This is a genomic window from Actinomyces sp. AC-20-1 (assembly GCF_023369555.1).
Lineage (GTDB): Bacteria > Actinomycetota > Actinomycetes > Actinomycetales > Actinomycetaceae > Actinomyces.
In genome coordinates, this window is the sequence record NZ_JACJVC010000017.1 from 17407 (window position 1) to 43411 (window position 26005).

General features: G+C 73.8%; 18 protein-coding genes and 2 pseudogenes. 6 read left to right on the plus strand and 14 right to left on the minus strand.

The annotated features are described in order from the left end of the window. Positions 1-261 precede the first annotated feature (261 nt). The 3 genes from H6X67_RS09430 to H6X67_RS09440 all read left to right on the plus strand — a co-directional run bounded on the left by H6X67_RS09430 (position 262) and on the right by H6X67_RS09440 (position 6245). On the plus strand, positions 262-2721 hold the full coding sequence (locus tag H6X67_RS09430) for a DEAD/DEAH box helicase (protein ID WP_249375277.1): 2460 nt from the start codon (positions 262-264) through the stop codon (positions 2719-2721). Positions 2722-2937: 216 nt separating this feature from the next. After that, complete coding sequence (locus H6X67_RS12020; RefSeq protein WP_249367545.1) at positions 2938-4578, plus strand: cation:proton antiporter domain-containing protein; 1641 nt, start codon at positions 2938-2940, stop codon at positions 4576-4578. 44 nt (positions 4579-4622) lie between these two features. After that, positions 4623-6245 carry a cation:proton antiporter domain-containing protein gene (locus tag H6X67_RS09440; protein WP_249367546.1) on the plus strand — a complete coding sequence of 541 codons (1623 nt, stop codon included), beginning with the start codon at positions 4623-4625 and terminating at the stop codon, positions 6243-6245. Here H6X67_RS09440 and H6X67_RS09445 read toward each other — a convergent pair. The 5 genes and pseudogenes from H6X67_RS09445 to H6X67_RS09460 form a co-directional block, all read right to left on the minus strand. Beyond that, positions 6217-6921: a hypothetical protein gene (locus H6X67_RS09445; protein WP_249367547.1), complete on the minus strand. Its 705-nt coding sequence runs from the start codon at positions 6919-6921 to the stop codon at positions 6217-6219. The genes H6X67_RS09440 and H6X67_RS09445 overlap by 29 nt on opposite strands. Continuing rightward, on the minus strand, positions 6819-7820 hold the full coding sequence (locus tag H6X67_RS12025) for a P-loop NTPase family protein (RefSeq protein ID WP_306468442.1): 1002 nt from the start codon (positions 7818-7820) through the stop codon (positions 6819-6821). The genes H6X67_RS09445 and H6X67_RS12025 overlap by 103 nt, the downstream gene beginning before the upstream one ends. A 562-nt stretch (positions 7821-8382) precedes the next feature. Further along, positions 8383-8754, minus strand: a pseudogene (locus H6X67_RS12030) (GTPase family protein); the annotation flags it as partial. 200 nt (positions 8755-8954) lie between these two features. Beyond that, the gene (hisS, locus tag H6X67_RS09455; protein ID WP_249367548.1) at positions 8955-10370 is read right to left on the minus strand and encodes a histidine--tRNA ligase; all 1416 of its coding nucleotides are present in this window, start codon (positions 10368-10370) and stop codon (positions 8955-8957) included. Positions 10371-10465: 95 nt separating this feature from the next. Beyond that, positions 10466-11275 carry an MBL fold metallo-hydrolase gene (locus H6X67_RS09460; protein WP_249367549.1) on the minus strand — a complete coding sequence of 270 codons (810 nt, stop codon included), beginning with the start codon at positions 11273-11275 and terminating at the stop codon, positions 10466-10468. 155 nt (positions 11276-11430) lie between these two features. Between H6X67_RS09460 and H6X67_RS09465 the strand changes: the two are divergent. Beyond that, positions 11431-11787, plus strand: a pseudogene (locus tag H6X67_RS09465) (class I SAM-dependent methyltransferase); the annotation flags it as partial. 174 nt (positions 11788-11961) lie between these two features. On the opposite strand, the gene H6X67_RS09470 reads toward H6X67_RS09465, so the two are convergent. Next, on the minus strand, positions 11962-13065 hold the full coding sequence (locus tag H6X67_RS09470; protein ID WP_249367550.1) for an SLAC1 family transporter: 1104 nt from the start codon (positions 13063-13065) through the stop codon (positions 11962-11964). A 67-nt stretch (positions 13066-13132) separates the two neighbouring features. Further along, positions 13133-14806 (minus strand): ABC-F family ATP-binding cassette domain-containing protein, encoded by a 1674-nt coding sequence (locus H6X67_RS09475; RefSeq protein ID WP_249367553.1) that lies wholly within the window; start codon positions 14804-14806, stop codon positions 13133-13135. 261 nt (positions 14807-15067) lie between these two features. Between H6X67_RS09475 and H6X67_RS09480 the strand changes: the two genes are divergently transcribed. Further along, positions 15068-16747, plus strand: coding sequence for a DUF349 domain-containing protein (locus H6X67_RS09480; protein WP_249376341.1), 1680 nt, complete (start codon positions 15068-15070; stop codon positions 16745-16747). Positions 16748-16975: 228 nt separating this feature from the next. Continuing rightward, positions 16976-17608, plus strand: a complete 633-nt coding sequence (locus H6X67_RS09485) for a hypothetical protein (protein ID WP_249368861.1) — start codon at positions 16976-16978, stop codon at positions 17606-17608. On the opposite strand, the gene H6X67_RS09490 is transcribed toward H6X67_RS09485, so the two are convergent. From H6X67_RS09490 to ruvA, 7 genes are all read right to left on the minus strand, one after another. After that, positions 17599-19923, minus strand: a complete 2325-nt coding sequence (locus H6X67_RS09490) for a RelA/SpoT family protein (protein ID WP_249368862.1) — start codon at positions 19921-19923, stop codon at positions 17599-17601. The genes H6X67_RS09485 and H6X67_RS09490 overlap by 10 nt on opposite strands. A 36-nt stretch (positions 19924-19959) precedes the next feature. Next, positions 19960-20514 (minus strand): adenine phosphoribosyltransferase, encoded by a 555-nt coding sequence (locus H6X67_RS09495; protein WP_249368863.1) that lies wholly within the window; start codon positions 20512-20514, stop codon positions 19960-19962. After that, entirely contained in the window at positions 20511-21614 is a 1104-nt protein-coding gene (gene secF / locus H6X67_RS09500) for a protein translocase subunit SecF (protein WP_249368864.1), read from the minus strand. The genes H6X67_RS09495 and secF overlap by 4 nt, the downstream gene beginning before the upstream one ends. Next, positions 21611-23605: a protein translocase subunit SecD gene (gene secD / locus H6X67_RS09505; protein WP_249368865.1), complete on the minus strand. Its 1995-nt coding sequence runs from the start codon at positions 23603-23605 to the stop codon at positions 21611-21613. The genes secF and secD overlap by 4 nt, the downstream gene beginning before the upstream one ends. 138 nt (positions 23606-23743) lie before the next feature. Then, on the minus strand, positions 23744-24136 hold the full coding sequence (locus H6X67_RS09510; protein WP_249368866.1) for a preprotein translocase subunit YajC: 393 nt from the start codon (positions 24134-24136) through the stop codon (positions 23744-23746). 148 nt (positions 24137-24284) lie between these two features. Continuing rightward, a complete protein-coding gene (ruvB, locus tag H6X67_RS09515; RefSeq protein WP_249368867.1) occupies positions 24285-25310 on the minus strand; it encodes a Holliday junction branch migration DNA helicase RuvB in 1026 nt (341 codons plus the stop codon). Continuing rightward, positions 25303-25947, minus strand: a complete 645-nt coding sequence (gene ruvA / locus H6X67_RS09520) for a Holliday junction branch migration protein RuvA (protein WP_249368868.1) — start codon at positions 25945-25947, stop codon at positions 25303-25305. The genes ruvB and ruvA overlap by 8 nt, the downstream gene beginning before the upstream one ends. Positions 25948-26005 lie beyond the last annotated feature (58 nt).

Genomic DNA, 26005 nt, shown 5'->3' on the forward strand with positions numbered 1-26005 from the left:
CCGCCTCGAGGCACAGGCACGGCCGATATAGTGGGACCAGGAGCGATCCGTGCTGTGAACCCCGTTCGGGGCTGCGCCGCCACCGGCGGCCCGGCAGTCCCCGTGAGTCTGTGCGTGAAGCCCGTCAGCCGCCGTCGACCACCGTGTCGAGCCAGGTGCAGGGCGAGTGTGGTGGGTGCGGTACGGCAAGAGGTGGGCCGACCGAGCCTCCCCCACACTCCGCGACAGGTCCTCACCGGACCGGATACGGGAACAACACCAATGAGCACTGAGACCACTGGCAGCACTGCGTCCTCTGACGGGCCCCTGAGCCTCGACGCCCTCTTCGAGGCCGAGGTCGGCCACGGCGAGGAGGTCGCCTCTCCCGCCGACGCGGCCCCGGCCGCCTCCGCCGGGTCCTTCGAGTCCGCCTCCTCCTTCGAGACCCCGGCCTCCTCCGACTCCCCCGAGGACCCGGAGGACGTCGACCACGAGGACGAGGAGGACGACGTCGACACCGCCGCCGCCCTCGCCCTGGAGGAGAACGACCCCGAGGACGAGGAGGACGTCGAGGAGGACGACGGCTCCGAGGACCTGGACGAGGAGGAGGTCGATGGCCACGCCCCCTTCGTCGACGACGGCGAGGACGAGGACGACGAGGCCGCGCCCCACAAGGCCCCGGAGGAGGCCACCTTCAGCGACCTCGGCCTGCCCGCCGACCTGCTCAAGGCCGTCACGGACATGGGCTTCACCACCCCCACCCCCATCCAGCGCGAGGCCATCCCCGTGCTGCTCGGTGGGCGCGACGTCGTCGGTGTCGCCCAGACCGGCACCGGCAAGACCGCCGCCTTCGGCCTGCCCCTGCTCGACGCCATCGACTCGCGCGACGGCAGGGTCCAGGCGCTCGTCCTGGCGCCCACCCGTGAGCTCGCCATCCAGAGCGCCGACGCCATCACCGACATGGCCCAGCGCTCACGCGGCCTCGACGTCGTCGCCGTCTACGGCGGCGCCCCCTACGGCCCGCAGATCGGTGCCCTCAAGGGCGGCGCGCAAGTCGTCGTCGGCACCCCGGGCCGCGTCATCGACCTCATCGAGAAGGGCGCCCTGCGCCTGGAGGACGTGCGCTTCTTCGTCCTGGACGAGGCCGACGAGATGCTGCGCATGGGCTTCGCCGAGGACGTGGAGACCATCGCCTCCTCCCTGCCGGCCGAGCGGCGCACCGCCCTGTTCTCCGCGACGATGCCGCCGGCCATCCAGGCCGTCGCCCGCCAGCACCTCACCGACCCCCAGCGCATCGAGGTCTCGCGCCAGTCCTCCACCGTGGACACCGTCCACCAGACCTACGCGGTCGTGCCCTTCCGTCACAAGATCGGGGCCGTCTCGCGCGTCCTGGCCGTCACCGACGCGGCCGCCGCCATCGTCTTCGTGCGCACCAAGTCCACGGCCGAGGACGTCGCCATCGAGCTCGCCGGCCGGGGCATCCAGGCCGCGGCCATCAGCGGTGACGTGCCCCAGCGCGAGCGCGAGCGCCTGGTCGAGCGCCTGCGCCAGGGCACCCTCGACGTCCTCGTCGCCACCGACGTCGCCGCCCGCGGCCTCGACGTCGAGCGCATCGGGCTCGTCGTCAACTTCGACGTGCCCCGTGAGGCCGAGGCCTACGTGCACCGCATCGGTCGCACCGGCCGCGCCGGCCGCCACGGTGAGGCCGTCACCTTCCTCACCCCCAAGGAGAAGGGCAAGCTCCGCCAGATCGAGCGTCTGACCGGCACCCGCCTGGAGGAGATCACCCTGCCATCCCCGGCCGACGTCTCGCGCCACCGCGCGGGCCGGCTGCTGGACAAGGCCGCGGCGAGGCTCGAGCGCGGCCGCCTCGAGATGTACACCGAGCTCGTCACCGGCCGGGCCGCCGAGCTCGAGATCGAGGTCGAGGACCTGGCCGCGACCCTGCTGGCCCTCGCCGTGGGCGATGAGGGGCCCAGGACCTGGAAGGAGCGCAAGGACGAGCCGCGTCAGCGCGTGCGCCGTGAGGAGACCGTGGACTCCGAGGGCACCTTCGTCTCGGCCTCCTTCGAGGGCGGGCGGGACCGCGATGACCGCCGCGGGCGCGGTGAGCGTCCTGACGGCAAGCCCGGCGCCGCCCGTGGTGGCCGCCGTCGGCACGAGGACGGCACCGGCACCGTCTACCGGGTCGAGGTCGGTCACCGTGACCGTGTCCTGCCCGGTGCCATCGTCGGCGCTCTGGCCAACGAGGGCGGGATCTCCGGCTCCGACATCGGCAAGATCGACATCCTCCAGTCCTTCTCCCTCGTGGAGATCCACACGCCCCTGTCCGCGGAGCAGCTCGAGGCCATGGGCCACGCGACCTTCGGCGGGCGCGAGATGCGCATCCACCTCGACGAGGGCCCGGGCCACGGCTGGGACGGCTCCGACAACCCGTCCTCCGAGCGCCAGCAGCGCCGTACCGAGCGTCCTCGCTTCGATCGTGACGGTGAGCGTGGCGGTTTCCGCGGCGGGCGCGACGGCGGGCGCGGTGGCTTCCGCCGCGACAACGACCGTGGCGGTTTCCGCGGCGGGCGCGACGGCGGGCGCGGTGGCTTCCGCCGCGACAACGACCGTGGCGGCTTCCGCGGCGGGCGCGACGGCGGGCGCGGTGGCTTCCGCCGCGACAACGACCGTGGCGGTTTCCGCGGCGGGCGCGACGGCGGGCGCGGTGGCTTCCGCCGCGACAACGACCGCTGGTGAGACGAGCGCGCAGAGCGTGACCTGAGGGTGTGGGCCGGTACCTGGAGGCGCCGGCCCACACCCGTACTGGCCCCGTGCCCACCGCCCGGGAGCAGGACGCCGCAGGGCAGCGGCAGGAGCACCTGGGAGCACGGGGGAATAACAGCGACGCCCTTCGTGTTGCACCGGCCGGACACCATGCACGACTGACGCCGGCCCGGCACGAGAGGCACACCCGTGACCCCAGCCCTCTACCTCCTCGCCGTCGTCGTCCTGGGCTTCGCCGCCACCCTCCTGCACCTGCCTCCCCTCGTCGGCTTCCTCATCGCAGGATTCGTCATCGGCTCCTCGAACCTGCCGGCCCTGCCCGTCGTGGAGGTCATGGGCGACGTCGGCGTCGCCATCCTCCTGTTCATGATCGGCCTCAAGCTGGACCTGCGCATCCTCATGCGACGCGAGGTCTTCGGCACCGCCGTCACCACGATGGTCCTGCTCACCGGCCTCGGCTCCGTCGTCATCGGCGGGCTGCTCCTGCTGGGTCTCCAGGTGGACACGGTCACTCCCACGGGGGTCCTGCTGCTGGGCTTCGCCCTGTCCTTCTCCTCAACCGTCGTCGTCATCAAGCTCCTGGAGGAGCGCGACGACACCGGTTCTCTGTACGGGCGCATCGCCATCGGCGCCCTCGTCGTCCAGGACATCGCCGCCGTCGTCTACATGACCTTCGCCTCGGAGCGCACCCCGAGCCCCTGGGGGCTGGCGCTCGTCCTGCTGTGGCCCGGGGCCAAGCTCCTGGGCCTGGTCCTCAACCGCATCGACCACCGCGAGATGCGCACCCTGTTCGGCATCGCCGTCGCGCTCCTGCCCGGCTACCTCCTCTTCGACGCCCTCGGCATCGACGGCGGCCTCGGAGCCCTGGTCATGGGCGCCCTCATGGCCTCCCACCCTGCCGCCAAGGAGCTCTCCAGCTCCCTGTTCACCATCAAGGAGCTGCTCCTCGTCGGCTTCTTCCTGTCCATCGGCATGGACGGCGTCCCCGGCGCCGGCGCCTTCGTCCTCGCCGGCGTCCTGCTCGTCCTCGTCCCCCTGCGGGCCGTCGTCTACACGGCAACCGTGCGCGCGCTGCGCATGCGACGGCGCACGAGCGCCCTCACAGGCCTGGCCATGACCGCCTACTCCGAGTTCGCGCTCATTGTCGTCGCCGTCGCCGTGGACCACGAGGTCCTCGGTCACGAGTGGACCGCCGTGGTCTCGCTCGCCCTGGCCCTGTCCTTCGTGCTCTCAGCCGTCGTCAACCGCCGTCCCGCCGCCCTCATCACCTGGATCACCCACCTCATCCCCCGACGCCCCACCAGCACCCTCCACCCCGAGGAGCGCACCCTCGACCTCACCGGCGTCCAGACCGTCATCTTCGGCATGGGCCGCATCGGCCGCGCCACCTACGCGCGCCTGTACGCCAACGGCGCCCACGGGGTCCTCGGCATCGACAACGACGCCAGCAAGGTGGACCAGCTCGCCGCCAAGGGTTACAACGTCCTCGAGGCCGACGCCACCGACCAGGAGTTCTGGGAGCGCCTGGACGCCGTGCACGCCACCAAGGCCGTCCTCGCCATGCCGGACCCGGGCGCCAACCTCCACGTCGTCGAGTGGCTGGGCCGCACGAGCTTCGCCGGCCGCGTCCTCGCCATCGCCCGCTACGACGACGAGGCCGAGCAGCTGCGCGCCCGGGGCGTCGACGTCGTCATCAACGTCTACGACGGGCTGGGCACCTCCCTCGCCGAGGCCGTCGAGGCCCTCGACCCCGACACCCACGACCAGCCCGTCCCGCCTGCCGGCCCCCCTCACGTGCACCAGCCCGCCCCTGAGCCAGCCACCGGCTGAGCCACCCAGACCGCGCCACGGCAACCAGCCCCTCGGAAGGACCCATGACCGCAGCCGCCTACCTCCTCACCGTCATCCTGCTCGGCTTCGCCGCCGCGCTTCTGCGCCTGCCCCCGCTCGTGGGCTACATCGCCGCGGGCTTCGTCCTGGGCGCGGCCGGCGTGCCCGAGCTCACCTGGATCAGCACCGTCGGGGACCTCGGCGCGGCGCTCCTGCTGTTCTCCATCGGCCTGGATCTCGACCCCCGTGCCCTGTCACGACGGGTCGTCTCCGGCACCGCAGCCGTCACCATGGTCGCCCTCACCGCCCTCACCACCCTCGCCGTCGGGATCCTCGCCCTCGTCGTCGGCGTCAACGTCGGCCACACCGCCGGCTGGGGCGCCGCCCTCGTCATCGGCTTCGCCCTCGCCTCCTCCTCCACCATCGTCATCATGAAGATCCTCGAGGAGCGCGACGACGGGTCCGCCCACTACGGGCGCATCGCGGTGGGCACCTCGATCCTGCAGGATACGGCCTCCATCGTCCTGCTCATCTTCATCTCCGGCCAGGCCCCCAGCCCCTGGGCGCTGCTGCTCGTGCTCCTGTGGCCGGGCCGCTACCTCGCCGGCTGGGTGCTCTCACGTATCTCCCACCGCGAGATGTACACCCTGTTCGGCATCACGGTCGCCCTCCTGCCCGGCTACGAGCTCTTCGAGATCGTCGGCCTGCCTGGTACCCTCGGCTCCCTCGTCGTCGGCGCTCTGCTCGCCTCCCACCCCAGCTCGCGGAACCTGGCCGAGTCCTTCCGCCCGGTCCAAGAGCTCTTCCTCGTCGCCTTCTTCGTCTCCATCGGCACCGCCGGCCTGCCCGGCACGGGGGCCCTGCTCATGGGGCTCGCCCTCATCGCCATGGTCCCCCTGCGCTCAGCGGTCTACACGGGCGTGCTGTGGGCCATGCGCCTGCGCCACCGCAGCGCCGTCCTCACCGGTCTGGCCGTCGGCTCCTACTCCGAGCTCGCGCTCGTCGTCGCCGGCGTGGGCGTCACCCAGGGCCTGCTGGGCAGCGAGTGGCTCCAGGCCCTGTCCCTGGCCGTCGCCGGCTCCTTCATCCTCGCCAGCGTCGTCAACAACCGCCCCGGGCGCCTCGTGCGGCTGTTCTCCCACGCCCTGCCGGACCACGCCCCCGACGACCTGCACCCCGCCGAGGCGCCCGTGGACCTCACCGGCGTGGAGGTCGTCGTCTTCGGCATGGGGCGCGTGGGGCGCAGCACCTACCACCGGCTCGTCTCCCAGATCCCCCGCCACGGCGAGGACGCCCCGCTGCCCGTCCTGGCCGTCGACTCCGACACGGACAAGGTCCAGGACCTCGCGGCCCTCGGCCTCAACATCATCGAGGGCGACGCCACCGACACCGACTTCTGGCTGCGGCTGGGGGCCGGGGAGGTGCGCACCGCGGTCCTGGCCATGCCGGAGCCGGGGGCGAACCTGCAGGTCCTCGACTGGATCGAGCGCCACGGCTTCGCCGGTGAGGTGGTCGCCGTCGCACGCTTCGACGACGAGGCGCTGGAGATGCACGAGCGCGGTGTCGACACCGTCATCAACGTCTACCAGGGCGTCGGCAGCGCCCTCGCGGACGCCGTCACGGTCCCGCGCGGGCCCGTCAGCGCAGGCGCGCCAGCAGGGCTCTGACCTCCTCGAGACGCGCCAGGTCCTCCTCCAGCGGCCCGACCAGCGTGAGCCCCACCACCTGCGCCACCGTCTCGCGCAGACGCCGGTGCACGCGCGCACGGCGCCTGGCGGCGCCCACGCGCGCCAGGAGCGCGCCCGCCCAGCCCACCACGAGCCCAGCGGCCAGGCCGGCCAGCAGCAACAGGGGTGGCCAGGGCACGAGGCCCCAGCGCGGCGGGTCCACCTCCAGCAGCAGGTAGCGGCTCATGACGTGCAGGGCCACGAGCCACGCCCCGCCGACGAGCGCCGCCAGCGCCAGGAGCACCTGGAGGCCGTGGGCGAGCGCCCACCAGCGCGGGTGCCGCCCCTGCTCCAGGTCCGTGCGCGCGACCGCGGCGTCGAGCCGGTCCGCCATCTCCTCCACCCGGGTGCCGCAGCGCTCGACGGCCCGGTCCCGGGCCTCCTGGGGCAGGGCGCGTGAGCGGCGCGCCACGTAGCCGTGGGCGGCCGCTCGCAGGGCGGGGTCCCCGGCCGCCGTCGGCAGGCCGGTCCGGGCCACCGGGGTCTGCTCTCCCGCGGGCAGGGGTCGCTGCGTCACCGAGCCGTCGAGGTGCAGCCGGCGCAGCGGGTCAGCGCGCAGGCGCGCCGCCCAGCGCACCGGCAGCCAGCCGACACGGCGGGTGGCCTCCAGGCGCATCGACTCCTCCACGGCCCGGGCGACGCGCTGGGTGCCCACGGCACGGCAGGCCGCCTCCTCCAGCACGGCGAGAGCATCGCCGTCGGCGGGTCCCTGCGCTCCGGGACCTGCCCTTCGAGGTAGTCGCGCGCCCTGGCCGCCAGGGTGCGGGTGTCGGCGGTCAGGCGCCGGGCACTGACGTCCTCGGACCCGGCGACCTGCCGGATGCGTGAGCGCAGCTCCTGCACACCCTCACCGGTGCGGGCGCTGACCTCGACCACGTCGACGCCGTCCAGCCCCTCCGCAGCGAGCAGGCGGGTGAGGTCGCGCACGGCCTGGCGCCGCTCGTGGGCGTCCAGGCGGTCCACCTGGTTGAGGGCGACGACGGCGACCGTCGCGTGCTCGGCCATGGGGGCGATGAAGTCGTGGTGGATGACGGCGTCGGCGTACTTCTCGGGGTCCAGGACCCACACGAGGACGTCGACGAGAGCGGCCAGGCGCTGCGCCACCAGGGCGGTGCCGCCCGCGACCCCCACCTCCAGGCCGGTGAGGCCGCCGGTGTGGGCGAAGACGATGACCATGAGGGCGACACCGACGCCGTTGACGCCCAGGGACAGCAGGCGCGCGCCCAGGCGCTTGTCCGCCCCCTCGGCCCGGACCATGTCGAGGACGTCGCCCTGCCAGCAGCGCACCAGGTCCTCGGCCCGCCGGGCGCGCTCGGCCTCGGGCGGCAGCGCGGACAGGGCGGCCGACAGCGGCCGGGCAGCGCTGCCGGCCCGTCTCCAGGCCCGCTCGGTCTCCAGGGCCGCCCGCTGGGCCTCGCTGAGCAGCAGGCCCGCCAGGCAGGACTCGATGGCCTCCTCGACGCGCTCGGCCGGGGCCGGTCGCCCCAGGACGGCGGAGACCAAGCGGTCGCGCAAGCGACCGACCTGCGACTCGAGCCCGCGCAGGAGCTCCCCCCGTCCCGATGAGCTCCTGCCAGCGGGCCAGCACCTCGCCGCGCAGCAGGGAGCCGTCCGCCGTGGCCGCGGTGGCCCGCTCAAGCGCCTCGGCGTGGGCCGCGGTGGCGGCCGCGGCCAGGCGGTCGCGCTCGGCGTCCTGGGCGCGCACCGCCTCCAGGAGACCGTCCACCCCGTCCAGGACCGAGCCGAGGGCCCCGGTGAGGGTCCGGCGAGCGACCTCGCCCCGGGCGGAGGCGTCGGCCGCCAGGGCTCCCAGCCAGTGGCGCAGCGGCGCCACGTGCTCGTCCGGCAGGAGACCGCTGGGCTTGAGCGCGGTCTCGGGGACGACGAAGACGGGCGAGGAGGCCAGGCCCGCGGCGTCGAGCCGGCGACGCAGGTCCGCCACGACCGCCTCGGCGGCGCCCGCGGGCACGCGGTCGAGGACGATGGCGGTGGCGACCTCGCGTGCGGCGGCCGCGCGCAGGTGCTCCCAGGGGACGGCGTCGGCGTAGCGGGAGGCGGTGGTGACGAAGACCCACAGGTCGGCGGCCGCCAGGAGCGTGGCAGCGAGCTCGCGGTTGTCGTCGACGACGGAGTCGACGTCGGGCGCGTCCAGCAGGGCCAGGCCCTGCGGCACGGTGGAGCAGGCGCGCAGCTCGAGCCCGCGGGACGTACGGGCGCCCGCGGAGGTGGGTGGGGCCGTCTCGGCGACGCACGTGCGGGCGAGCGAGCCGAGCACGCGCCCGTCCTCGAACCAGGGCCCGTCGCCGGTGGCGTGCAGCAGCAGGGGGCGGCACGTCGTCGGACGGATGGCGGAGGACACGGCCACGTGGCGGCGCACGAGCGAGGACACGAGGGTGGACTTGCCCGCACCCGTGGAGCCGCCGACGACGGCGAGCAGGGGCGCGTCCATCGCCCGCAGGCGCGGCAGCACGTAGTCGCCGAGCTGGTCGCCCAGGAGGCGGGCCGTGCGGGCGGCGGCCTCCGCCCCCGTGAGCGCGTAGGGCAGGCTGAGGCCGGACAGGTCCTCCTGGAGCCGTCGCAGGGCGGCCTCGGCGCCGGTGGCACCGGCGCGGCCGGGGCGTGCGCGGCGCCCGCCTCAGCGCCCACCTCTCAGCCCTGTCCGCCCGTCCGGTGCTCCGTCTGCTCGACGGGCCGCAGCCGGGGCGCGAGGTCGGTCTCGTCGGCCGGCCGCCAGGTAGCGGCCTCGGCCGGGCACTGCTCGCCCGAGCGGATGTCCTTGACGGAGTCGCCCTCGCCATCGGAGCCCGGGAACCAGACGAAGGGGATGCCGCGCTTGTCCGCGAACTTGATCTGCTTGCCGAACTTGGCGGCCGTGGGGGCCACGTCCGCCGCGATGCCACGCAGACGCAGCGTGTCGGCGACGGCGTCGGAGGCCGCCCGGTGCTCCTCGTCGGTGACGGCCACGAGCACCGCGGTGGGCACCGCCCGGCTGACCTCGACGAGGCCGTCGGCGAGCACGCGCGACAGCAGCCGGGACAGGCCGATGGAGATGCCCACGCCCGGGAAGGTGCGCTTGCCGTTGGTGGCGAGGTTGTCGAAGCGGCCGCCGGAGCACACGGACCCCAGGTCCTCGGCGCCGGCCATGAAGGACTCGTAGACCGTGCCCGTGTAGTAGTCCAGGCCGCGGGCGATCTTGAGGTCCGCGACGATGGCGCCCGGGCGCCGGCGCCGAGCGGCCTCGAGCAGGCCGGTGAGCTCGTCCAGGCCCGTGAGCAGCAGCTCGTGCGGCTGCGCGCCCTCGAGGGCGGACAGGACGGCCTCGCGCACGGCCCCGGGCTCCTGCCCCGTGATCGTCGCCAGCCTCAGGGCCGCGGCGGCCTGCTCCGCGGTGGTGCCGACGGTGCTGACGAGCTCGGCGGCGACGGCCTCGGCACCGATCTTGTCGAGCTTGTCGACCACGCGCAGCACCTCGACGAGCTGGTCCTGGCCGATGCCGACGGACTGGTAGAAGCCCTGGGCGACCTTGCGGTTGGACACGTGGATCGTCACCGGCGGGACGGGCAGGGCGGCCAGGGCCTCGCTCATGATGAGGGGCACCTCGACGTCGTAGTGCAGGGGCAGGGTCCCGTCCCCGACGACGTCGATGTCCACCTGGTAGAACTCGCGGAAGCGGCCCTCCTGGGGGCGCTCACCGCGCCAGACCTTCTGGATCTGGTAGCGCTTGAAGGGGAAGGTGAGCAGCCCCGCGTTGTCCACCACGTAGCGGGTGAAGGGCACGGTGAGGTCGAAGTGCAGGCCCAGCTGCTTGGACGGGTCGGCGGCGTCCCTGTCCTGCGGGTCCGCCTGCAGGCGCGAGAGCAGGTAGACCTCCTTGGAGGTCTCGCCCTTCTTCGTCAGCTGGGCCAGCGGCTCGACCGCGCGCGTCTCGATCCCGCAGAAGCCGTGCAGCTCGAAGGTGCGGCGCAGCTGGTCGATGAAGGCCTGCTCGACGACGCGGCCCGCGGGGAGCCACTCGGGGAAGCCGGAGAGGGAGGACTGCGCTGGGCGCGCCTGTGCTGATGACATGCGCGCATTGTGTCACGCGGCCGAGAGGTCGCTCCTGCCACCTCGGCCGCGCCCCGGCGTGACGGTCACCGCAGCCCGGCCCGGCCTGGCTCCGCTCAGGCCCGCCGGTCCCCTCCGCGGACCTTGGCCTCGGCCAGGTACGGGTTGCCGTGGTGCTCGTGCTCCATCGTCGTCACCGCGCCGTGACCGGGCAGCAGCACCGTGTCCGGGCTGACCGCCGAGGCCAGAAAGCGCAGCGTCGCCCACATCTGCACCTGGTCACCGCCGGGCAGGTCCGTACGTCCCACACTGCCCTTGAAGATGACGTCCCCGGACAGGGCCACGAGGTAGTCCCGCTCCTCCACCGTCGAGGGGTCGTCCAGGACCTCGGCCTCGAAGAGGAGCTGGTTGTCGCCCAGGCGGGCGTTGAGGAAGAACATCGAGGAGCCCTCCGAGTGGCCGGGCGCCGCCACCGCCTGCAGCCCCACACCGGGGACGACCTCGAAGGCCCGGGTGAAGCCCTCGGCGGGGAAGACCCGCAGGTCCGTCGGCGCCAGCCAGGACGAGCCCGCCATCTCGGCGAAGCCCATCCCGCCCGCCCGGATGCCCGTCGTCGCGTCCGGGTCGTCAAGACGGTAGCGGTCCGGCTCGGGCACGTACACAGGCGCCGTGACGGCGTCGTGAGAGGACAGCAGGCCCTCGGTGTGGGCGGTGTCGATGAGCCGCTGGGCGTCCCACACGTGGTCGGCGTGGCCGTGGGTGAGCAGCACCGCGCCGAGCGTGAGGCGGTTGGAGCGCAGCAGCGCCAGGGCCCCGCGGGACGCCCCCGCCCCGGGGTCGACGACGACGGCCGGCCGGCCGGGCCCCTCCGCCAGGACGTAGCAGTTGGCTCCGAAGACGGCGGCGAGGGTGCGCTCGAGGATCATGCGCCCAGCCTATCGGGGCCGTCGCGCCCCACCACCCTGGCCGCACGTGCGCCGCGACGTCCACGCGGTGCAGCATGGTGCCCATGAGCACGAGTGCGTCCTCCCCCTTCCGGCGCCCGGGAGCCAACCTCCTGGGCCGCCTCACCCTGCTGTCCATGAACCTCACTCACGCACCCCTGCACCGGTGGGGTCTTGCCGCGGCCCGGGTCGGTGAGCGCGAGCGCGCACTGGACATCGGCTGCGGGGGCGGGGGCGTCGCCCGCCGCCTGCTGCGGGCCACCAGGTGCGAGGTCGGCGCCATCGACCACTCCCCCACCGCCGTCGCCCACACGCGGCGGCTGTGCGCCGAGTCCGTGGCCTCCGGCCGGCTGCGCGCCGTCGAGGCCAGCGTGCAGGACATGCCCTTCCGCGACGGCGTCTTCGACGTCGCCACCGCCTTCGAGACCGTCTACTTCTGGCCGGACCTCGAGGCCGGGCTCGCTGAGGCGCGTCGTGTCCTGCGCCCCGGTGGCCGTCTCGTCATCGTCAACGAGGTCAGGAACCGGCAGGCCGCGGGCGTGTGGGCCGAGCTCATCAACATGGACGTGCCCGACCGGCCAGACCCTGCGCGCCGCGTGCGAGCGGACCGGTTTCGACCGGGTCGAGGTCGACCACCACCCCCTGTGGCCCTGGCTGCGGGTGACCGCCTACGCCTGACGAGGCTCACGCACCAGCCTCAGCACCGCACCGGCCAGGGCCAGCGACACGGTCCCGACGAGGACGAGGACGGCTGCCTGCCCCATCCAGGTGACGGGCTCGGCCGCCGTCGAGCGGCCCAGCAGGATCCCGCCGAGGGCCAGCGTGCCGATGGGGAAGGTGGCGCCGAACCACCCCGGGGTGAAGGGCATGCGGCGCCAGAGCCCACGGGCGTAGACCAGCCCTCCCCAGGCGGCCATCGGCACGCCGAGGACCAGCATGAGCCAGCCCCAGGCGTGGGCGGCGGCCAGCGCGAGCCGGGCGACGCCGTCGGGAAGCAGGTCCTGGGCCTGGGTGCTGATGGCCACGGCGCCCGCCACGGACTGCCCGACGACGCCCAGCGGGATGACCGCCGAGGCGCTGCCCGCCAGGGGCAGGGGCACGCGCCGCAGGGTGCGGGAGTAGGCGGGCAGGAAGATGAGCCACCCGAGCACGAGGGACACGAGCCAGCACAGTGCCGAGGTCACCAGGACCGCGGCCCGCCACGGGCCGGGCAGGTGCTCGCTGACGACGGCGCCCACGGTGGAGGACACCATGGGGGCGAGCACCGCCAGGCAGGAGACGAAGGACGGTGCCTGCTCGGTGCCGTGGGCCCGGCGCCACAGGTAGCCGGCCTCGGCCGTCAGCCCCAGGGCCGTGCCGGCCACCCACAGGGCCAGGTCCACGCCCCAGGCGGTGCCGGCGGCCCGGGGCCAGTGCGCCGCCGTGACGACGCCGGTGGCTGAGCCCACCGACATCCAGCCCATGGCCACGGTGCCCCAGAACGGGGAGGACAGCTCACGGCCCAGGAGGCCGGGGTCGCGGGCCAGCCGCAGCAGGTAGCCGACGACGAGCCCCACCAGCAGGCACCAGGCCAGGGCGAGAACCGCGACCGCCGCGGTGGCGGCGCCCGACAGGCGCCCCTGGCTCAGCTGCAGGACGTTGGCGAGGATGCCGGTGCCCATGACGGCCGGGAACCAGGTGGGGCCCGCGGGCGTGAGCGACGCACGGCCCGCGCGGTCGAGGGGGTCGGGGCTCACGAGGAGGCCGAGGCGTCGCGTGGTGGGGCTGGGCACGGTGCCCCATGCTGCCACGCGCGGGCCTGGCTGTCGTGACACCGCCCTGGGGACCACGGGGCCCGGGCTAGCCCACAGCCCCGACGGCGGGCCGGGCGGGCAGCATCTCGAGGCGCTGCCCAGCCCAGTGCCGGGTCAGCCAGCGGTCGTGGCTGGCGACGAGCAGCGTGCCCGTCCACCGTGCCAGCGCCTGCTCCAGCGCCTCGAGCGTGTCCAGGTCGAGGTAGTTGGTCGGCTCGTCGATGACAAGGACCTCAGGGGCCGCCGCGACTGCCAGGGCGAGCTGGACGCGCCGCTGGTTGCCCGCGGACAGCTCGCCCACGCACCGGTGCCAGTAGGCGGGGTGGAGGACCCCCGCGCCGAGCTCACCGATGCCCGAGGCCCAGGTCCGCTCGTCCAGGCCCGGGTCGCCGGGCCGTGGCAGCCGCTGCGGCACGACGGCGAGGGCCCCGTCGAGGGTGAGCGTCCCCGTGGTCCGCGCCACCGGGGCCCGGCCGGTGGCGGCCCAGCGCAGCAGGGTGCTCTTGCCGCAGCCGTTGGGGCCGGTGAGCAGCAGGTGCTCGCCGACCCGCAGGTCGAGGGTGACGGGGGCAAGCCGTCCGGGCACGGCGGCCCGGCGGGCGGTGAGGGCCAGGCCCCCGCGCGCGGCGACCGGCGGCAGGTCGAGGTGGAGGCGGTACTCCCGGGGCCTGCGCACCTCACGGGCGGTCAGGGCCTCCATCTGACGGTCGTCGTTGTGGGCGCGACGCATGAAGGTCTTCGAGGCCCGGTCGGCGAAGAACTTCCTCTCCTTCCTGGCCGCCTCCTTCAACCGCACCCCGCCGCGGGCGATGTCCTCGCTGGCGCGCCGGTGGTCGCGGATGCCCTTCTTCTCCCCCTGCTGGGCGGCGTGCAGGGCCGCGTGGCCGGCGCGGGCCGCCGCCTTGAGCACGAGGTAGTCCGTGTAGGTGCCGGCGCAGCGCTGCACGCCCGGAAGGGCGCCGGCCCCCTCGGCGGTCGCCAGCGCCTGCCAGGGGGCGGTGTCGAGGTCGAGCAGGACCGTGGCGACGTCGTCGAGGAAGGCGCGGTCGTGGCTGGCGAGCAGCACCGGGCCGCTGAACCCGGTGAGGAAGGCGGCCAGGTAGGCGATGGCCTCGTCGTCGAGGTGGTTGGTGGGCTCGTCCAGGACGAGGGCCGACGGCGAGGCCAGCAGTGTCGCGGCCAGCTCCAGGCGCCCGCGCTGGCCCGGGGAGAGGGTGGCGAGGTCGCGGCCCCGGCCGTCCGGCCCGGTGAGCGCCCCCAGGCCGAGGCCGGTGAGGGTCTGCTCGACGCGCGCGTCCAGCCCCCACACGTCGGCGGCACTCATGGCGGCCAGCAGGTGGTCGTACTCGCGGGCCAGGCGCGTCTGGTCGGCTGCCGACGGCGAGCGGGCCAGGGCGGTGGCGACCTCGTCGAAGCGAGCGGGCAGAGCGCGCAGGGCCGCGGTGGCGGCGTCGAGGTAGCTGCCGATACTGCCCGTCATGGTGAGCACGTCCAGGGCGGGGCGCAGCCCGCAGCGGCCGTCGTCCAGGCCGGTGACGACGGCGCTGCCGGAGTCGGGGACCAGGGTGCCGGTGACGAGCCGCAGCAGGGTGGTCTTGCCGCAGCCGTTGGGGCCCACGAGGCAGGCGCGCTCGCCGTCGACGACGGTGAGGGACACGTCCTCGAGCAGCGGCTCGGCGGAGTAGGAGAAGGTGAGGTCGGTGAGGGTGATCGCGGGCACGGGGGCTCCTGGGCGCGGCGTTGCGGGCGGGGGGCGTGGCCCGTCTCCGGCGCAAGGGGCCGGAGGGGCGGGGGCTCAAACGATCACGGGCTGAGACTACCAGGCCTGTTCGCGGCCCCGGGCTGGCGCCGGGGCACCGGTGAGCACGTAGACTTCAGGGTGCTGCCTCCTGCCGAGGCGGCACCCACCACCCGGCCGCGTGCCGGGCGCGAACGGAACGGACCCCGTGTCCCACCCCGTCAACCCACGAAGGAGCACACCGTGACCGAGCAGACCCAGCCGGACGCCGAGGGCGTTGTGGACCTGGAGCCCACCGCCACGAACGGGCAGACGGCCCTCGAGGCCGCCACCGCCCCCGCCGAGCAGGACGCCACCGCGTCCACCGAGCCGGCCTCTGAGCCCGCCACCGTGGCCGGAACCCCCGCCGAGCAGACCCACGACGAGCACGAGGTCGCCGAGGCGGCCAGGGAGGCCGCTGAGGCGCCTGCCGAGGCCGCCACGCCCCCGGCCGTCGACGCCGACACACCTGAGGCTGCTGAGGCCGCCGCCGAGGATGCCGAGGCGACCGGGGCTGGGAGCACCGAGGACACTGGGAGTGCCAAGAGCACTGAGGGCACCGAGGCTGTCGAGGCCCCGGCCGCCGTCCCCACCCCGAGCGCGCCCGCCGCCCCCGCCGAGCCGGAGGTCGACCCCCAGGAGGCCATGGACGCCGCCAAGTGGGGCCGCGTCGACGGCGAGGGCCGGGTCTACGTCCAGGACGCCGACTCCGAGCGCGAGGTCGGCCAGTTCCCCAACGCCCCCATCGCCGAGGCCATGGCCTTCTACGTGCGCCGGTTCCTCGACCTCAAGGCCACCGTGGACCTCTTCGCCACGCGCCTGCCCCAGCTGTCGGTGCGCGAGATCGACTCCACGGTCTCCTCCCTGGAGGAGTCGCTCAAGGAGCCGGCCGCCGTCGGCGACCTCGAGGGTCTGCGCGCGCGCTTCACCGCCCTCAAGGACGTCGCCGCCGAGCGGCGCGCCGCGGTCAACGCCGAGCGCGCCGCCGCCCGCGAGCAGGCGCTCAAGGAGCGCACGGCGCTGGTCGAGCGCGCCGAGGCCATCGCCGCCCAGGACCCGGGCCGCACGCAGTGGAAGAGCTCGGGCGCCGAGCTGCGCGAGCTGCTCGAGCAGTGGAAGGGCGCCCAGCGCCGTGGCCCGCGCCTGGACCGTCCCACCGAGGACGGCCTGTGGAAGCGCTTCAGCCACGCCCGCACCACCTTCGACCGCCACCGCCGCCAGTACTTCTCCGAGCTCGACGCCAAGCAGTCCGCGGTCAAGGCCGCCAAGGAGGCGCTCATCAAGCGCGCCGAGGAGCTCTCCGGCTCCACGGACTGGGCGGGCACCTCCGCCAAGTACCGGGGCCTCATGGAGGAGTGGAAGAAGGCCGGGCGCGCCTCCCGCAAGGAGGACGACGCCCTGTGGGCCCGCTTCCGCGCCGCCCAGCAGGTCTTCTTCGACGCCCGCCGCGCCAAGGACGAGGCCACCGACACCGAGTACGCCGAGAACCTCAAGGTCAAGGAGGCGCTCGTCGCCAAGGCCGAGGCCCTGCTGCCGATCAAGGACGTCAAGGCCGCCAAGAGGGCCCTGCGCCCGATCCAGGACGCCTGGGAGGAGGCCGGCCGCGTGCCCAGGGCGGCGGTGCGCCGCATCGAGGGCCGCATGCGCGCCGTCGAGGACGCCATCCGCGACGCGGAGAACGCCGAGTGGCGCCGCAGCGACCCGGAGACCAAGGCCCGCGCCGAGGGCCTGGCCGGCCAGCTCGAGGACTCCATCGCCGAGCTCGAGCGCGACCTCGAGGCCGCCCGCAGCGCCGGGGACACGAAGAAGGTCGCCGAGGCCGAGGCCGCTCTCACGGCCCGGCGCGCCTGGCTGGAGCAGGTGCGCCTGTCCAGCCGCGCCTGAGGCGCCGGGCCGGCAGCGGTGCTCCCGGCTGACAGGTCGGGCCCTGACACCCCACTGGGTGTCAGGGCCCGACCTATCGGTCCGCCACGCCGCCGCGCTGGAACCCTGTCCACAGGACCGGCGGCCCGCCCCACCGGTCCACAGGACCGGTGAGCCGCCTCCCCGCACCTGTCCACAGCCCCGGCGCCCACCTCGTGCCGGCCGCGCCCGCCGGTGCACGATGCGCTCATGACACACCGCCTCGGCTCCCCCACCGGCCCCGCCACCGGAACGGGCCGCCGGGCCTCGGCCCTGGCCGCCCTGCGCGCCCCGGTCCTACGCCCCACACGACCCGCCCTCGGGCCGTTGGCGCCCCACGAGCGCGTCATCCTGCGCGACGCCCGGCTCGACGCCAGGGTCCTCACCGACGTCCTCGGCACGGCCGTGCCCGCGGACCTGCTGCGCACCCCCGTCCAGCGGGCGCGCGCCCTGGCCCCGCTCGTACCGCCCGGCGCCGTCGTCGGCGGAGAGGCCGCCCTGTGGGTGCACGCCGGCGGGCGCCCGCCCTCGCGCCTGGCCCTCATCATCCCCTCGCGCCGAGGCCGAGGACCGGGCACGGTCGTCTACCGCGGCACGGTACCGGCCTGCGACATCGTCACGCTCGACGGCCTGCGGTGCCTGGGGCCCGCCCGGGCGGTGGCGGACCTCGCGCGCACGGCCGCCCCGGCCCGCGCCGCCCTGGCGGTCCTGACTGCCAGGGCCCTCGGGCTGGGCAGCACCGAGCTGCACCTGGCGCTCGCCCGCTGCCGGGGCGCCGCCTGCCGGGGCCGGCCGCGCGCCCGCAGGCTCATCGACGCTCTCGTGGCCTCTGCTCAGCCCTGACGGCGCGAGGCGGAGGTGGAGCGGCGGGCCTCGAAGACGCCGTCGATGCGGCGCAGGGAGGACAGCGTGTGGTCCAGGTGGCTGGCGGCGGCCAGCTCCACGACGAATCGTCCCGTCACCACCCGGTCACGGCTGGTCGAGATGTTCGCGCTCATGAGGTTGACGTGGTTGTCCGCCAGCACCCGCGTGATGTCGGCCAGGAGCCCGCCGCGGTCCAGGGCCTCGACGTCGATCTGCACGAGGTAGGCGGACTGGGCGTGGTCCGCCCAGCGCACCGCCACGATCCGCTCGGGCTCGCGCTGGAGCTGGTCGACGTTCTGGCAGTCCGCCCGGTGGACGGAGATCCCGGACCCCCGCGTGATGAAGCCGACGATGGGGTCCCCGGGCATGGGGGTGCAGCAGCGCGCGAGCTTGACGTACACGTCGCCCTCGTCCATGCCCTCGACGACGACACCGGAGTCGGAGCGGGGGCGCTGGTGGGCGCGGGCGGCCTTCGTCGGCAGGACGCCCTCGGCCAGGGTCTCCTCCGTGCCCGCCTCACCGCCCAGCGCCGCCACGAGCGTGTCGACGACGTGCTGGGCGGAGACGTGCCCCTCCCCGACCGCCGCGTACAGGCCGTCGATGTCACCCTTGTCGAGCGTCTTGGCGACGTCCGTGAGGGACTCGTGGTTCATGAGCCGCTGGATCGGCAGGTCCTTCTTGCGCAGGGCTCGCGCGATGAGGGACTTGCCCTCCTCGATGGCCTCCTCGCGCCGCTCCTTGGAGAACCAGGAGCGGATCTTGTTGCGGGCCCGCGTGGAGCCGACGAAGCTGAGCCAGTCGCGGCTGGGACCGGCCCCCTGGGCCTTGGAGGTGAAGACCTCGACGTTGTCGCCGTTCTCCAGGCGCGTGTCCAGTGGGACGAGGCGGCCGTTGACCCTCGCGCCGACCGTGCGGTGGCCGACCTCCGTGTGCACGGCGTAGGCGAAGTCCACGGGCGTCGAGCCGCCGGGCAGGGCGAGCACGTCGCCCTTCGGGGTGAAGACGTAGACCTGGGTGCCGGCCATCTCGTAGCGCAGGGAGTCCAGGAACTCGGCGGGGTCCTGCGTCTCCTTCTGCCAGTCGACGAGCTGGCGCAGCCACGCCATCTCGCCGGCGTCCTCCTCGCCCTTGCCCCGCACCGGCGCCGGGCCGGAGGCGTTGGGGTCCTCCTTGTACTTCCAGTGGGCCGCGACACCGTACTCCGCCATGCGGTGCATCTCGTGGGTGCGGATCTGGATCTCCACGGGCTTGCCGTCGGGGCCGACCACCGTCGTGTGCAGGGACTGGTAGAGGTTGAACTTGGGGACCGCGATGTAGTCCTTGAAGCGGCCGGACATCGGGGTCCAGCGCGAGTGCAGGGCGCCGAGGACCGCGTAGCAGTCCTGGATGGTGTCGACGATGACGCGCACGGCCACGAGGTCGTAGATGTCGTCGAAGTCCTTGCCCCGCACGATCATCTTCTGGTAGATCGAGTAGTAGTGCTTCGGCCGCCCCGTGACGGTGCCCTTGATCTTGTTGAGCCGCAGGTCCTCCTCGATCTGCAGGCGCACCTGGCGCAGGTACTCCTCGCGGGCGGGCGCGCGCTCGGCGACCATGCGCTCGATCTCGTCGTACACGCCCGGGTAGAGGGCCTTGAAGGAGCGGTCCTCGAGCTCCCACTTGATCGTGTTCATGCCCAGGCGGTGCGCCAGCGGGGCGTAGATCTCCAGGGTCTCCTTGGCCTTGCGGGCCGCGTTCTCCTTGGACACGTGCTTCCAGGTGCGGGCGTTGTGCAGCCGGTCCCCGAGCTTGATGAGCAGCACGCGGATGTCCTTGGACATCGCGATGATCATCTTGCGCACCGTCTCGGCCTGGGCGGCCTCACCGTACTGGAGCTTGTCGAGCTTGGTGACGCCGTCGACGAGCAGGGCGATCTCGTCACCGAAGTCGGCGCGCAGGTGCTCGAGCGTGTAGTCGGTGTCCTCGACGGTGTCGTGCAGCAGGGCGGCGGCGAGGGTCTGCGGCGTCATGCCGAGCTCGCCGAGGATGGTGGCCACCGCCACCGGGTGGGTGATGTACGGCTCGCCGGACTTGCGCTTCTGGCCCTCGTGGGCCTTCTCGGCGACCTGGTAGGCGCGCACGATGAGGCTCGTGTCCGCCTTGGGGTGGTTGGCGCGCAGGGCGCGCAGCAGCGGCTCGATGGCGGCGGGCGTGGAGTGCCCGCGGGAGCCGAACCAGGCCAGACGGCTGCGCACCCGGGAGCCGGGGACGATGGTGTCGTCGCCTGCGTCTGTGCTGCTGCGCGTGTCCGTCATAGCCGGATCATAGAGCCACGCGCTGCACCGGTGGCGTCAGGAGGAGGGGAAGACGACGACGGAGTCGACCTTCCTGCCGGGCAGCTGCTCGCGGCCGCCGAGCCCGGCGAGCTCGAGCAGCATGCAGACGGCGACGACCTCGGCGCCGGACCGCTCCAGGAGGTCGATCGAGGCCGCCGCGGTGCCACCGGTGGCGAGCACGTCGTCGATGACGAGCACGCGCTGGCCCGGCTGGACGGTCTCGGGGCGCAGCTCCATGCGGGCCGAGCCGTACTCGAGGTCGTAGTCGACGCCGAGGACGGGTCCGGGGAGCTTGCCACCCTTGCGGACGGTGAGCATGCCGATGCCCAGGGTGTAGGCCAGCGGGGCGGCGAGGATGAAGCCGCGCGACTCGAGGCCGGCGACGGCGTCGATGTGACCCCGGTAGTGCTCGGCGAGGTCGCTGATGAAGGTGGAGAAGGCCTCGCCGTTGGCCAGCAGGGGGGTGATGTCGCGGAACAGGACGCCGGGCTCGGGGAAGTCCGGCACCTCGCGGACGTTGTCCAGGACGAGGTGGGTGAGCTCGGTGGGCAGGGAGTCGGGGAATGTCATGACCGCTTCTTCTTCCTCTTGGGCTGGGCGGCGGCTCCCAGGTGGTGGCCGGGGATGAGGGGGGATGCTGTGGGGGCGCTGGTGAGGGCGGCGAGGGCCTCCGGGTCGTCGCCGGCCTCGGCCAGGCGGCGGGCGCGGGCCTCGGTGACCTTCTGCGTGTGCTCGACGACGGCCTTCTCGCGGCGGCGCAGGTCCACCAGCAGCGGGGTCGCGAGGAACACCGAGGACAGGGTCCCGGCGATCATGCCGATGAACAGGGTGAGGGCGATGTCCCGCAGGGTGCCGGCCCCGAGGATGAAGGCGCCGACGACGAGCAGGGAGGCCACGGGAAGCACGCCGACGACGGAGGTGTTGACCGAGCGCACGAAGGTCTGGTTGACGGCGAGGTTGGCCAGCTCGGCGTAGGTCGAGCGGGTCTGGGCCTGCCAGGAGTCGGTGTTCTCGCGGATCTTGTCGAAGACGACCACCGTGTCGTAGAGGGAGTAGCCGAGGATCGTGAGCACGCCGATGATGGTGGCGGGCGTGACCTCGAAGCCGGTGGCGGCGTAGACACCGACGGTCACGAGGATGTCGTGGCACAGGGCGAGCAGCGCGGCCACCGCCATCTTCCAGGTGCGGAAGTAGGCCCAGATGAGGGCGCCGACGAGCAGGAAGAACAGGATGAGCCCGCGCAGCGCCTTGGAGGTGACGTCCGAGGACCAGGTGGGGCCGATGGTCGTGGCGGAGACGTTGGCGGCCTCGACATCGTAGGCCTCGGCCAGGGCCGTGCTGAGCGCGTCGCTCTGGGCCGAGCTCAGCTCGGTGGTCTGGACCCTCACGGAGGAGGTGCCCATGGTGGTCACTGAGGTGGAGGCGGGCAGGCCCTGCTGGGCGACGACGGCGCTGGCCGGTGCCTCGCTGGGGGACTCGATGCCCGTGACGGTGACCTCGGTGCCGCCCTTGAAGTCGATGCCCGGGTTGAGCCCGACGGTGGCGAGCAGGACGAGGGCGACGGCGATGACGCCGAGGGCGGTGGAGTACCAGACCTTGCGCCTGGCGATGAAGGGGATGGAGGTCTTGCCGGAGTAGAGCTCGTTGCCGAGCTGGGCCAGGTTCTTCACTTGTCCTCGCCCTCCTTTCGGCTAGCGGCGGGTGCGGCGACGGCGTCGGTGCTCCCGCTCTGCCCGGCGGCGGCCTTGCGCCTGGCCAGGGAGGTGACGGCGGCGTCGGCCAGGGCCTGGCGGCCGCGGCCGTAGACGGACTGGGAGCGGGCGCCCAGGTGCTCGGGGTCGAGCCCGGACAGGCGGTGCCCCTGGCCGAAGAACGGCAGGCGCAGGATCCACACCATCATGGGGTGGGTGAACAGGATGATGACGCCGAGGTCGACGACGGTGGTGACGCCGAGGGTGAAGGCGAAGCCCTGGACGCCTCCGACGGCGAGGAAGTAGAGCACGACGGCGGCCACGAGGTTGACGGCGTCGGAGACGATGATGGTGCGCCGGGCGTGCACCCATCCCTCGTTGACGGCGGCGGTGAGCGTGCGCCCGGTGCGGACCTCGTCGCGCACGCGCTCGAAGTAGATGATGAAGGAGTCCATCGTGATGCCGATGGAGATGATGAGGCCGGCGACGCCCGCCAGGGACAGGCGGTAGCCGATCGTCCACGACAGCAGCGTGATCGCCAGGTAGGTGACGGCGGCGGCCACGATGAGCGAGGCGACGGCGATGACCGACAGCCCGCGGTACTGCCAGGCGAGGTAGACGATGATGAGCAGGAAGCCGATGAGGCCGGCGACCAGGCCGTTGCGCAGCTGCTCGGTGCCCAGGGTGGCGGAGACGGCCTGCTCGGACTGGACGGTGAAGGTCAGCGGCAGGGAGCCGAAGGAGAGCTGGTTGGCCAGCGTGCTCGAGCTCTCCTGGGTGAAGCCTCCCGAGATCTGCACCTTGCCGTCGGTGATGGCGGTGGTGACCGACTGGTTGAAGCCGGAGGCCATGAGGGTCAGGCCGTCGAGGACGATGGCGAACTGGGCCTTGGCCGTGGCCGAGCTGGTGCTGCTGGCGCCGTTGGTCGTGGCCGTGCCCGAGGAGGTGCTCGAGGCGGCGTCGCGGTAGGCGATGAGGCGCGAGGAGACCTCGGCGAAGGCCTGGGTGCCCTCACTGTTGAACTCGAGGTTGACGACCCAGTTGTTGGTCGTCACGCCCTGGCTGGTGACCTCCAGGGCGGAGTCCGCGCTGGCGATGTCGGTGCCGGCGATGTCGGCGGGCCCCAGGATGTAGGTGGCGCCCTGGCCGTCGCGGGCGCAGGAGATGACGGCGGTGGCCGGGTCCTGGACGGTCCCGGTGAGGTTGGCCGGGTCCTTGCAGTCGGTCATGTAGGCGTCGTAGATCAGCTGCTCGCTGATCCAGGAGTCGGAGGAGTTGTCCTCGGAGGTGGAGGGCAGGGGGTCGGAGGAGATGGTGCCGTCCCCGTCGACGTCGGCGTTGCGCCGGGCGACCTCCTCCGGCGTGGTGGTGGCCAGGGCGCTAGGGGCCGGGGTGGGCACGCCGCCGGAGACGAGCCACTCGCGCCCGGTCCTGAGGGCCGCGGGGTCCTGCGTGGGCTCGGCCTGGGGCTCGGCGGGCTCGGCAGTGGCCTGGGCGAGCGCGGAGGCGGAGGCCGCGGCGGAGGCCTGGGCCTGGGCGACGTACTGGTTCTGCGCCTCGGCCAGGGCGGTGGCGGAGCTCTGGATGACGCGGATGACGGGGCGGAAGTAGAGCACCGCGGAGGTGCGTACGAGCTCGAGGGTCTCCTCCGAGGGCGTGCCGGGCAGGGACACGACGATGTTCTGGCCGCCCTGGCGCGAGATCTGGGCCTCGGAGACGCCTGAGGCGTCCACGCGCTGACGGATGATCCCGATGGCCTGCTCGATGTCCTCGTCGGAGATGTCCGAGCCGTCGGTGGTGGTCGGCGTGAGGATGATCTGGGTGCCGCCCTCAAGGTCGAGGGCGAGGCCCGGCGTCATCGTCGTGCGTCCGGTGGCGGTGCCGACGGCGAGCGCGCCAAAGCCGAGCGCGATGAGGAGGAGCAGCACCAGGAGCTGTCGCCCCGGGTGCCTGAGCTGTTTGGTGGACACGCGGTTGTTCCTCGTGGGGGTTGTCGTGGTGCGGGCTCGGCGTCGTGCGGTCGGCCTCGGGGGGGGGGGGGGGGGGGGGGGGGGGGGGGGGGGGGGGGGGGCGGTGGCGCGCGCCGGCTCAGGGCTGGTAGGTGGGGCTCAGGCCCGTCCGGCCTGCTCGTCGGAGCCGGTGGCCTCCTCGACGGCGGGCTGCGGCTCCCCGGTCAGGGCCTCGGGGGCGGTGTCCTCGGTGACGTCCTCGTCGTCCTCCTCCTCGTGGAGGGAGGCGAAGGGGGGCTCCTCGGCGCCGACGATGGCGCTCTTGGCCCACAGGGACTCGTCGCCGAGCGGGGTGGCGAGGGTGACGACGTCGCCGTCGACCTCGACGACCGTGCCGTAGAAGCCGGCGCGGGTACGCACCCACGTGCCGGGAACGGCGAGGGCGTCGTCGGTACGCGCCTGCTGCTGGGCCTGGAGCTTCTTCTGCTGCTTGTTGGCGAAGTGCGACATGGCCCAGAAGGCCAGCAGCATGGCGAGGATCATCCAGAGCATGGAGGGTTCTCCGTTCGGTCGTGTCAGCCGCGCCAGGACGTGGTGCGGCCTCCGCGAGTCTAGGTCACGGCCCGGGCCCTGCAGCGCGAGCCGCGTCACTCTGCCGTGTGACGCGCGCCCCGGTCCCGGTGCGCCCGCGGCCGCCCGCTCAGCCGAAGAGGGTGCCGTCGGCGGGGACCTCGAGGCCCAGGTGCTCGTAGGCGGCCCGGGTGGCGGCCCGGCCCTGGCGGGTGCGCACCATGAGCCCCTCGCGCACGAGGTAGGGCTCCGCGACGGTCTCGACGGTCTCGGGCTCCTCGCCGACGCTCACGGCCAGCGTGGCCAGGCCCACGGGGCCTCCGCCGAAGCGGGTGCACAGGGCCCGCAGGACCGAGCGGTCGAGCCGGTCCAGGCCGAGGGCGTCGACCTCGAAGACCTTGAGCGCGGCGCGGGCGGCCGCCAGGTCGAGGCGTCCGGGCGTGCCGTGGACCTCGGCCCAGTCCTGCACGCGCCGCAGGAGCCGGTTGGCGATGCGGGGGGTGCCGCGTGAGCGGCGGGCGAGCTCGGTGCCGGCCTCGGGCTCCAGGCTCACGCCGAGCAGGCCGGCGGAGCGGGTGACGATGCGGCTGAGCTCGGCGGGCCCGTAGTAGTCCAGGTGCCCGGTGAAGCCGAAGCGGTCGCGCAGCGGGGCGGGCAGCAGGCCCGCGCGGGTGGTGGCGCCGACGACGGTGAAGGGCGGCAGGGTCAGCGGGATGGAGGTGGCCCCGGGCCCCTTGCCGACGACGACGTCGACCCGGTAGTCCTCCATCGCCAGGTAGAGCATCTCCTCGGCGGTGCGCGCCAGGCGGTGGATCTCGTCGATGAAGAGCACGTCGCCCTCCTCCAGGGAGGACAGGATGGCGGCGAGGTCACCGGCGTGCTGGACGGCGGGTCCGCTCGTCAGGCGCAGGGAGCCCTCGACCTCCGCGGCGATGATCATCGCGAGGGTGGTCTTGCCCAGGCCGGGGGGGCCGGAGAGCAGGACGTGGTCCGGGGTGGTGCCGCGGGCCAGGGCGGCGCGCAGGACGACGGAGAGCTGTCCGCGCACGACCTCCTGTCCGACGAAGTCCTCCAGCCGCTTGGGGCGCAGCGCGGCCTCGGCGGCGCGCTCGGTCTCGTCGGCACCGCCGGTGACGAAGCGGTCGTGCTCAGCCACGGTGTCCTCCGCCCAGCCACCTGAGGGAGGCGCGCAGGAGCTCGGGCACGGGCATGGGGTCGGCCTCCTGCCCGTGGGCGGCCATGTGGGCGGCCTCGACGGCGGTCACGGCCTCCCCGGCCGTCGCCTCGTTCCAGCCGAGCTGGACGAGGGCGGCGACGACGTCGGGGCTGGGGGCGGGGCCCTCCTCCTGGGCGGCTCCCACCTGGGTGCCGGGACCGGGGTCCTCGCCCTGGACGGGGCCGAGCCTGTCGCCGACGTCGATGATGACCCGCTGGGCGCCCTTGGGGCCCAGGCCCGGCACCCGGGTGAGGGCGGCGACGTCCCCACCGGCGACGGCGCGGCGCAGGGAGTCGGGGGTGTGCACGCTCAGGACAGCCAGAGCGAGCCGCGCTCCCACGCCCTTGGCGCCCATGAGGACGCGGAAGCAGTGGCGCTCGTCGGCGTCGGCGAAGCCGAAGAGGGTGAGGGAGTCCTCGCGGACGACGAGCTCGGTGTGGACCAGGGCCTCCCGGCCCGGGCGCAGGCCGGCGAGGGTCGCGGGGGTGGCCTGGAAGGTCATGCCGACGCCGCCGACCTCGATGGTCGCGCTGTTGAGCGAGGTCTCGAGCACGGCGCCGCGCAAGGAGGCGATCATCGGGGCTTCTCCTAGGGTGAGGGTGACGGCAGCGCCGTCGAACGTCTGTACAGACCGT

Excerpts from the sequence above, each read along its gene's own strand:
- H6X67_RS09430 (WP_249375277.1), top strand. The coding sequence starts at position 262 with ATGAGCACTGAGACCACTGGCAGCACTGCGTCCTCTGACGGGCCCCTG.
- H6X67_RS09460 (WP_249367549.1), bottom strand. The coding sequence starts at position 11,275 with ATGATCCTCGAGCGCACCCTCGCCGCCGTCTTCGGAGCCAACTGCTAC.
- H6X67_RS09490 (WP_249368862.1), bottom strand. The coding sequence starts at position 19,923 with ATGACGGACACGCGCAGCAGCACAGACGCAGGCGACGACACCATCGTC.
- H6X67_RS09510 (WP_249368866.1), bottom strand. The coding sequence starts at position 24,136 with ATGCTCTGGATGATCCTCGCCATGCTGCTGGCCTTCTGGGCCATGTCG.
- ruvA (WP_249368868.1), bottom strand. The coding sequence starts at position 25,947 with ATGATCGCCTCCTTGCGCGGCGCCGTGCTCGAGACCTCGCTCAACAGC.
- H6X67_RS09440 (WP_249367546.1), top strand. The coding sequence starts at position 4,623 with ATGACCGCAGCCGCCTACCTCCTCACCGTCATCCTGCTCGGCTTCGCC.
- H6X67_RS09485 (WP_249368861.1), top strand. The coding sequence starts at position 16,976 with ATGACACACCGCCTCGGCTCCCCCACCGGCCCCGCCACCGGAACGGGC.
- H6X67_RS09445 (WP_249367547.1), bottom strand. The coding sequence starts at position 6,921 with ATGCGCCTGGAGGCCACCCGCCGTGTCGGCTGGCTGCCGGTGCGCTGG.
- hisS (WP_249367548.1), bottom strand. The coding sequence starts at position 10,370 with ATGTCATCAGCACAGGCGCGCCCAGCGCAGTCCTCCCTCTCCGGCTTC.
- H6X67_RS09495 (WP_249368863.1), bottom strand. The coding sequence starts at position 20,514 with ATGACATTCCCCGACTCCCTGCCCACCGAGCTCACCCACCTCGTCCTG.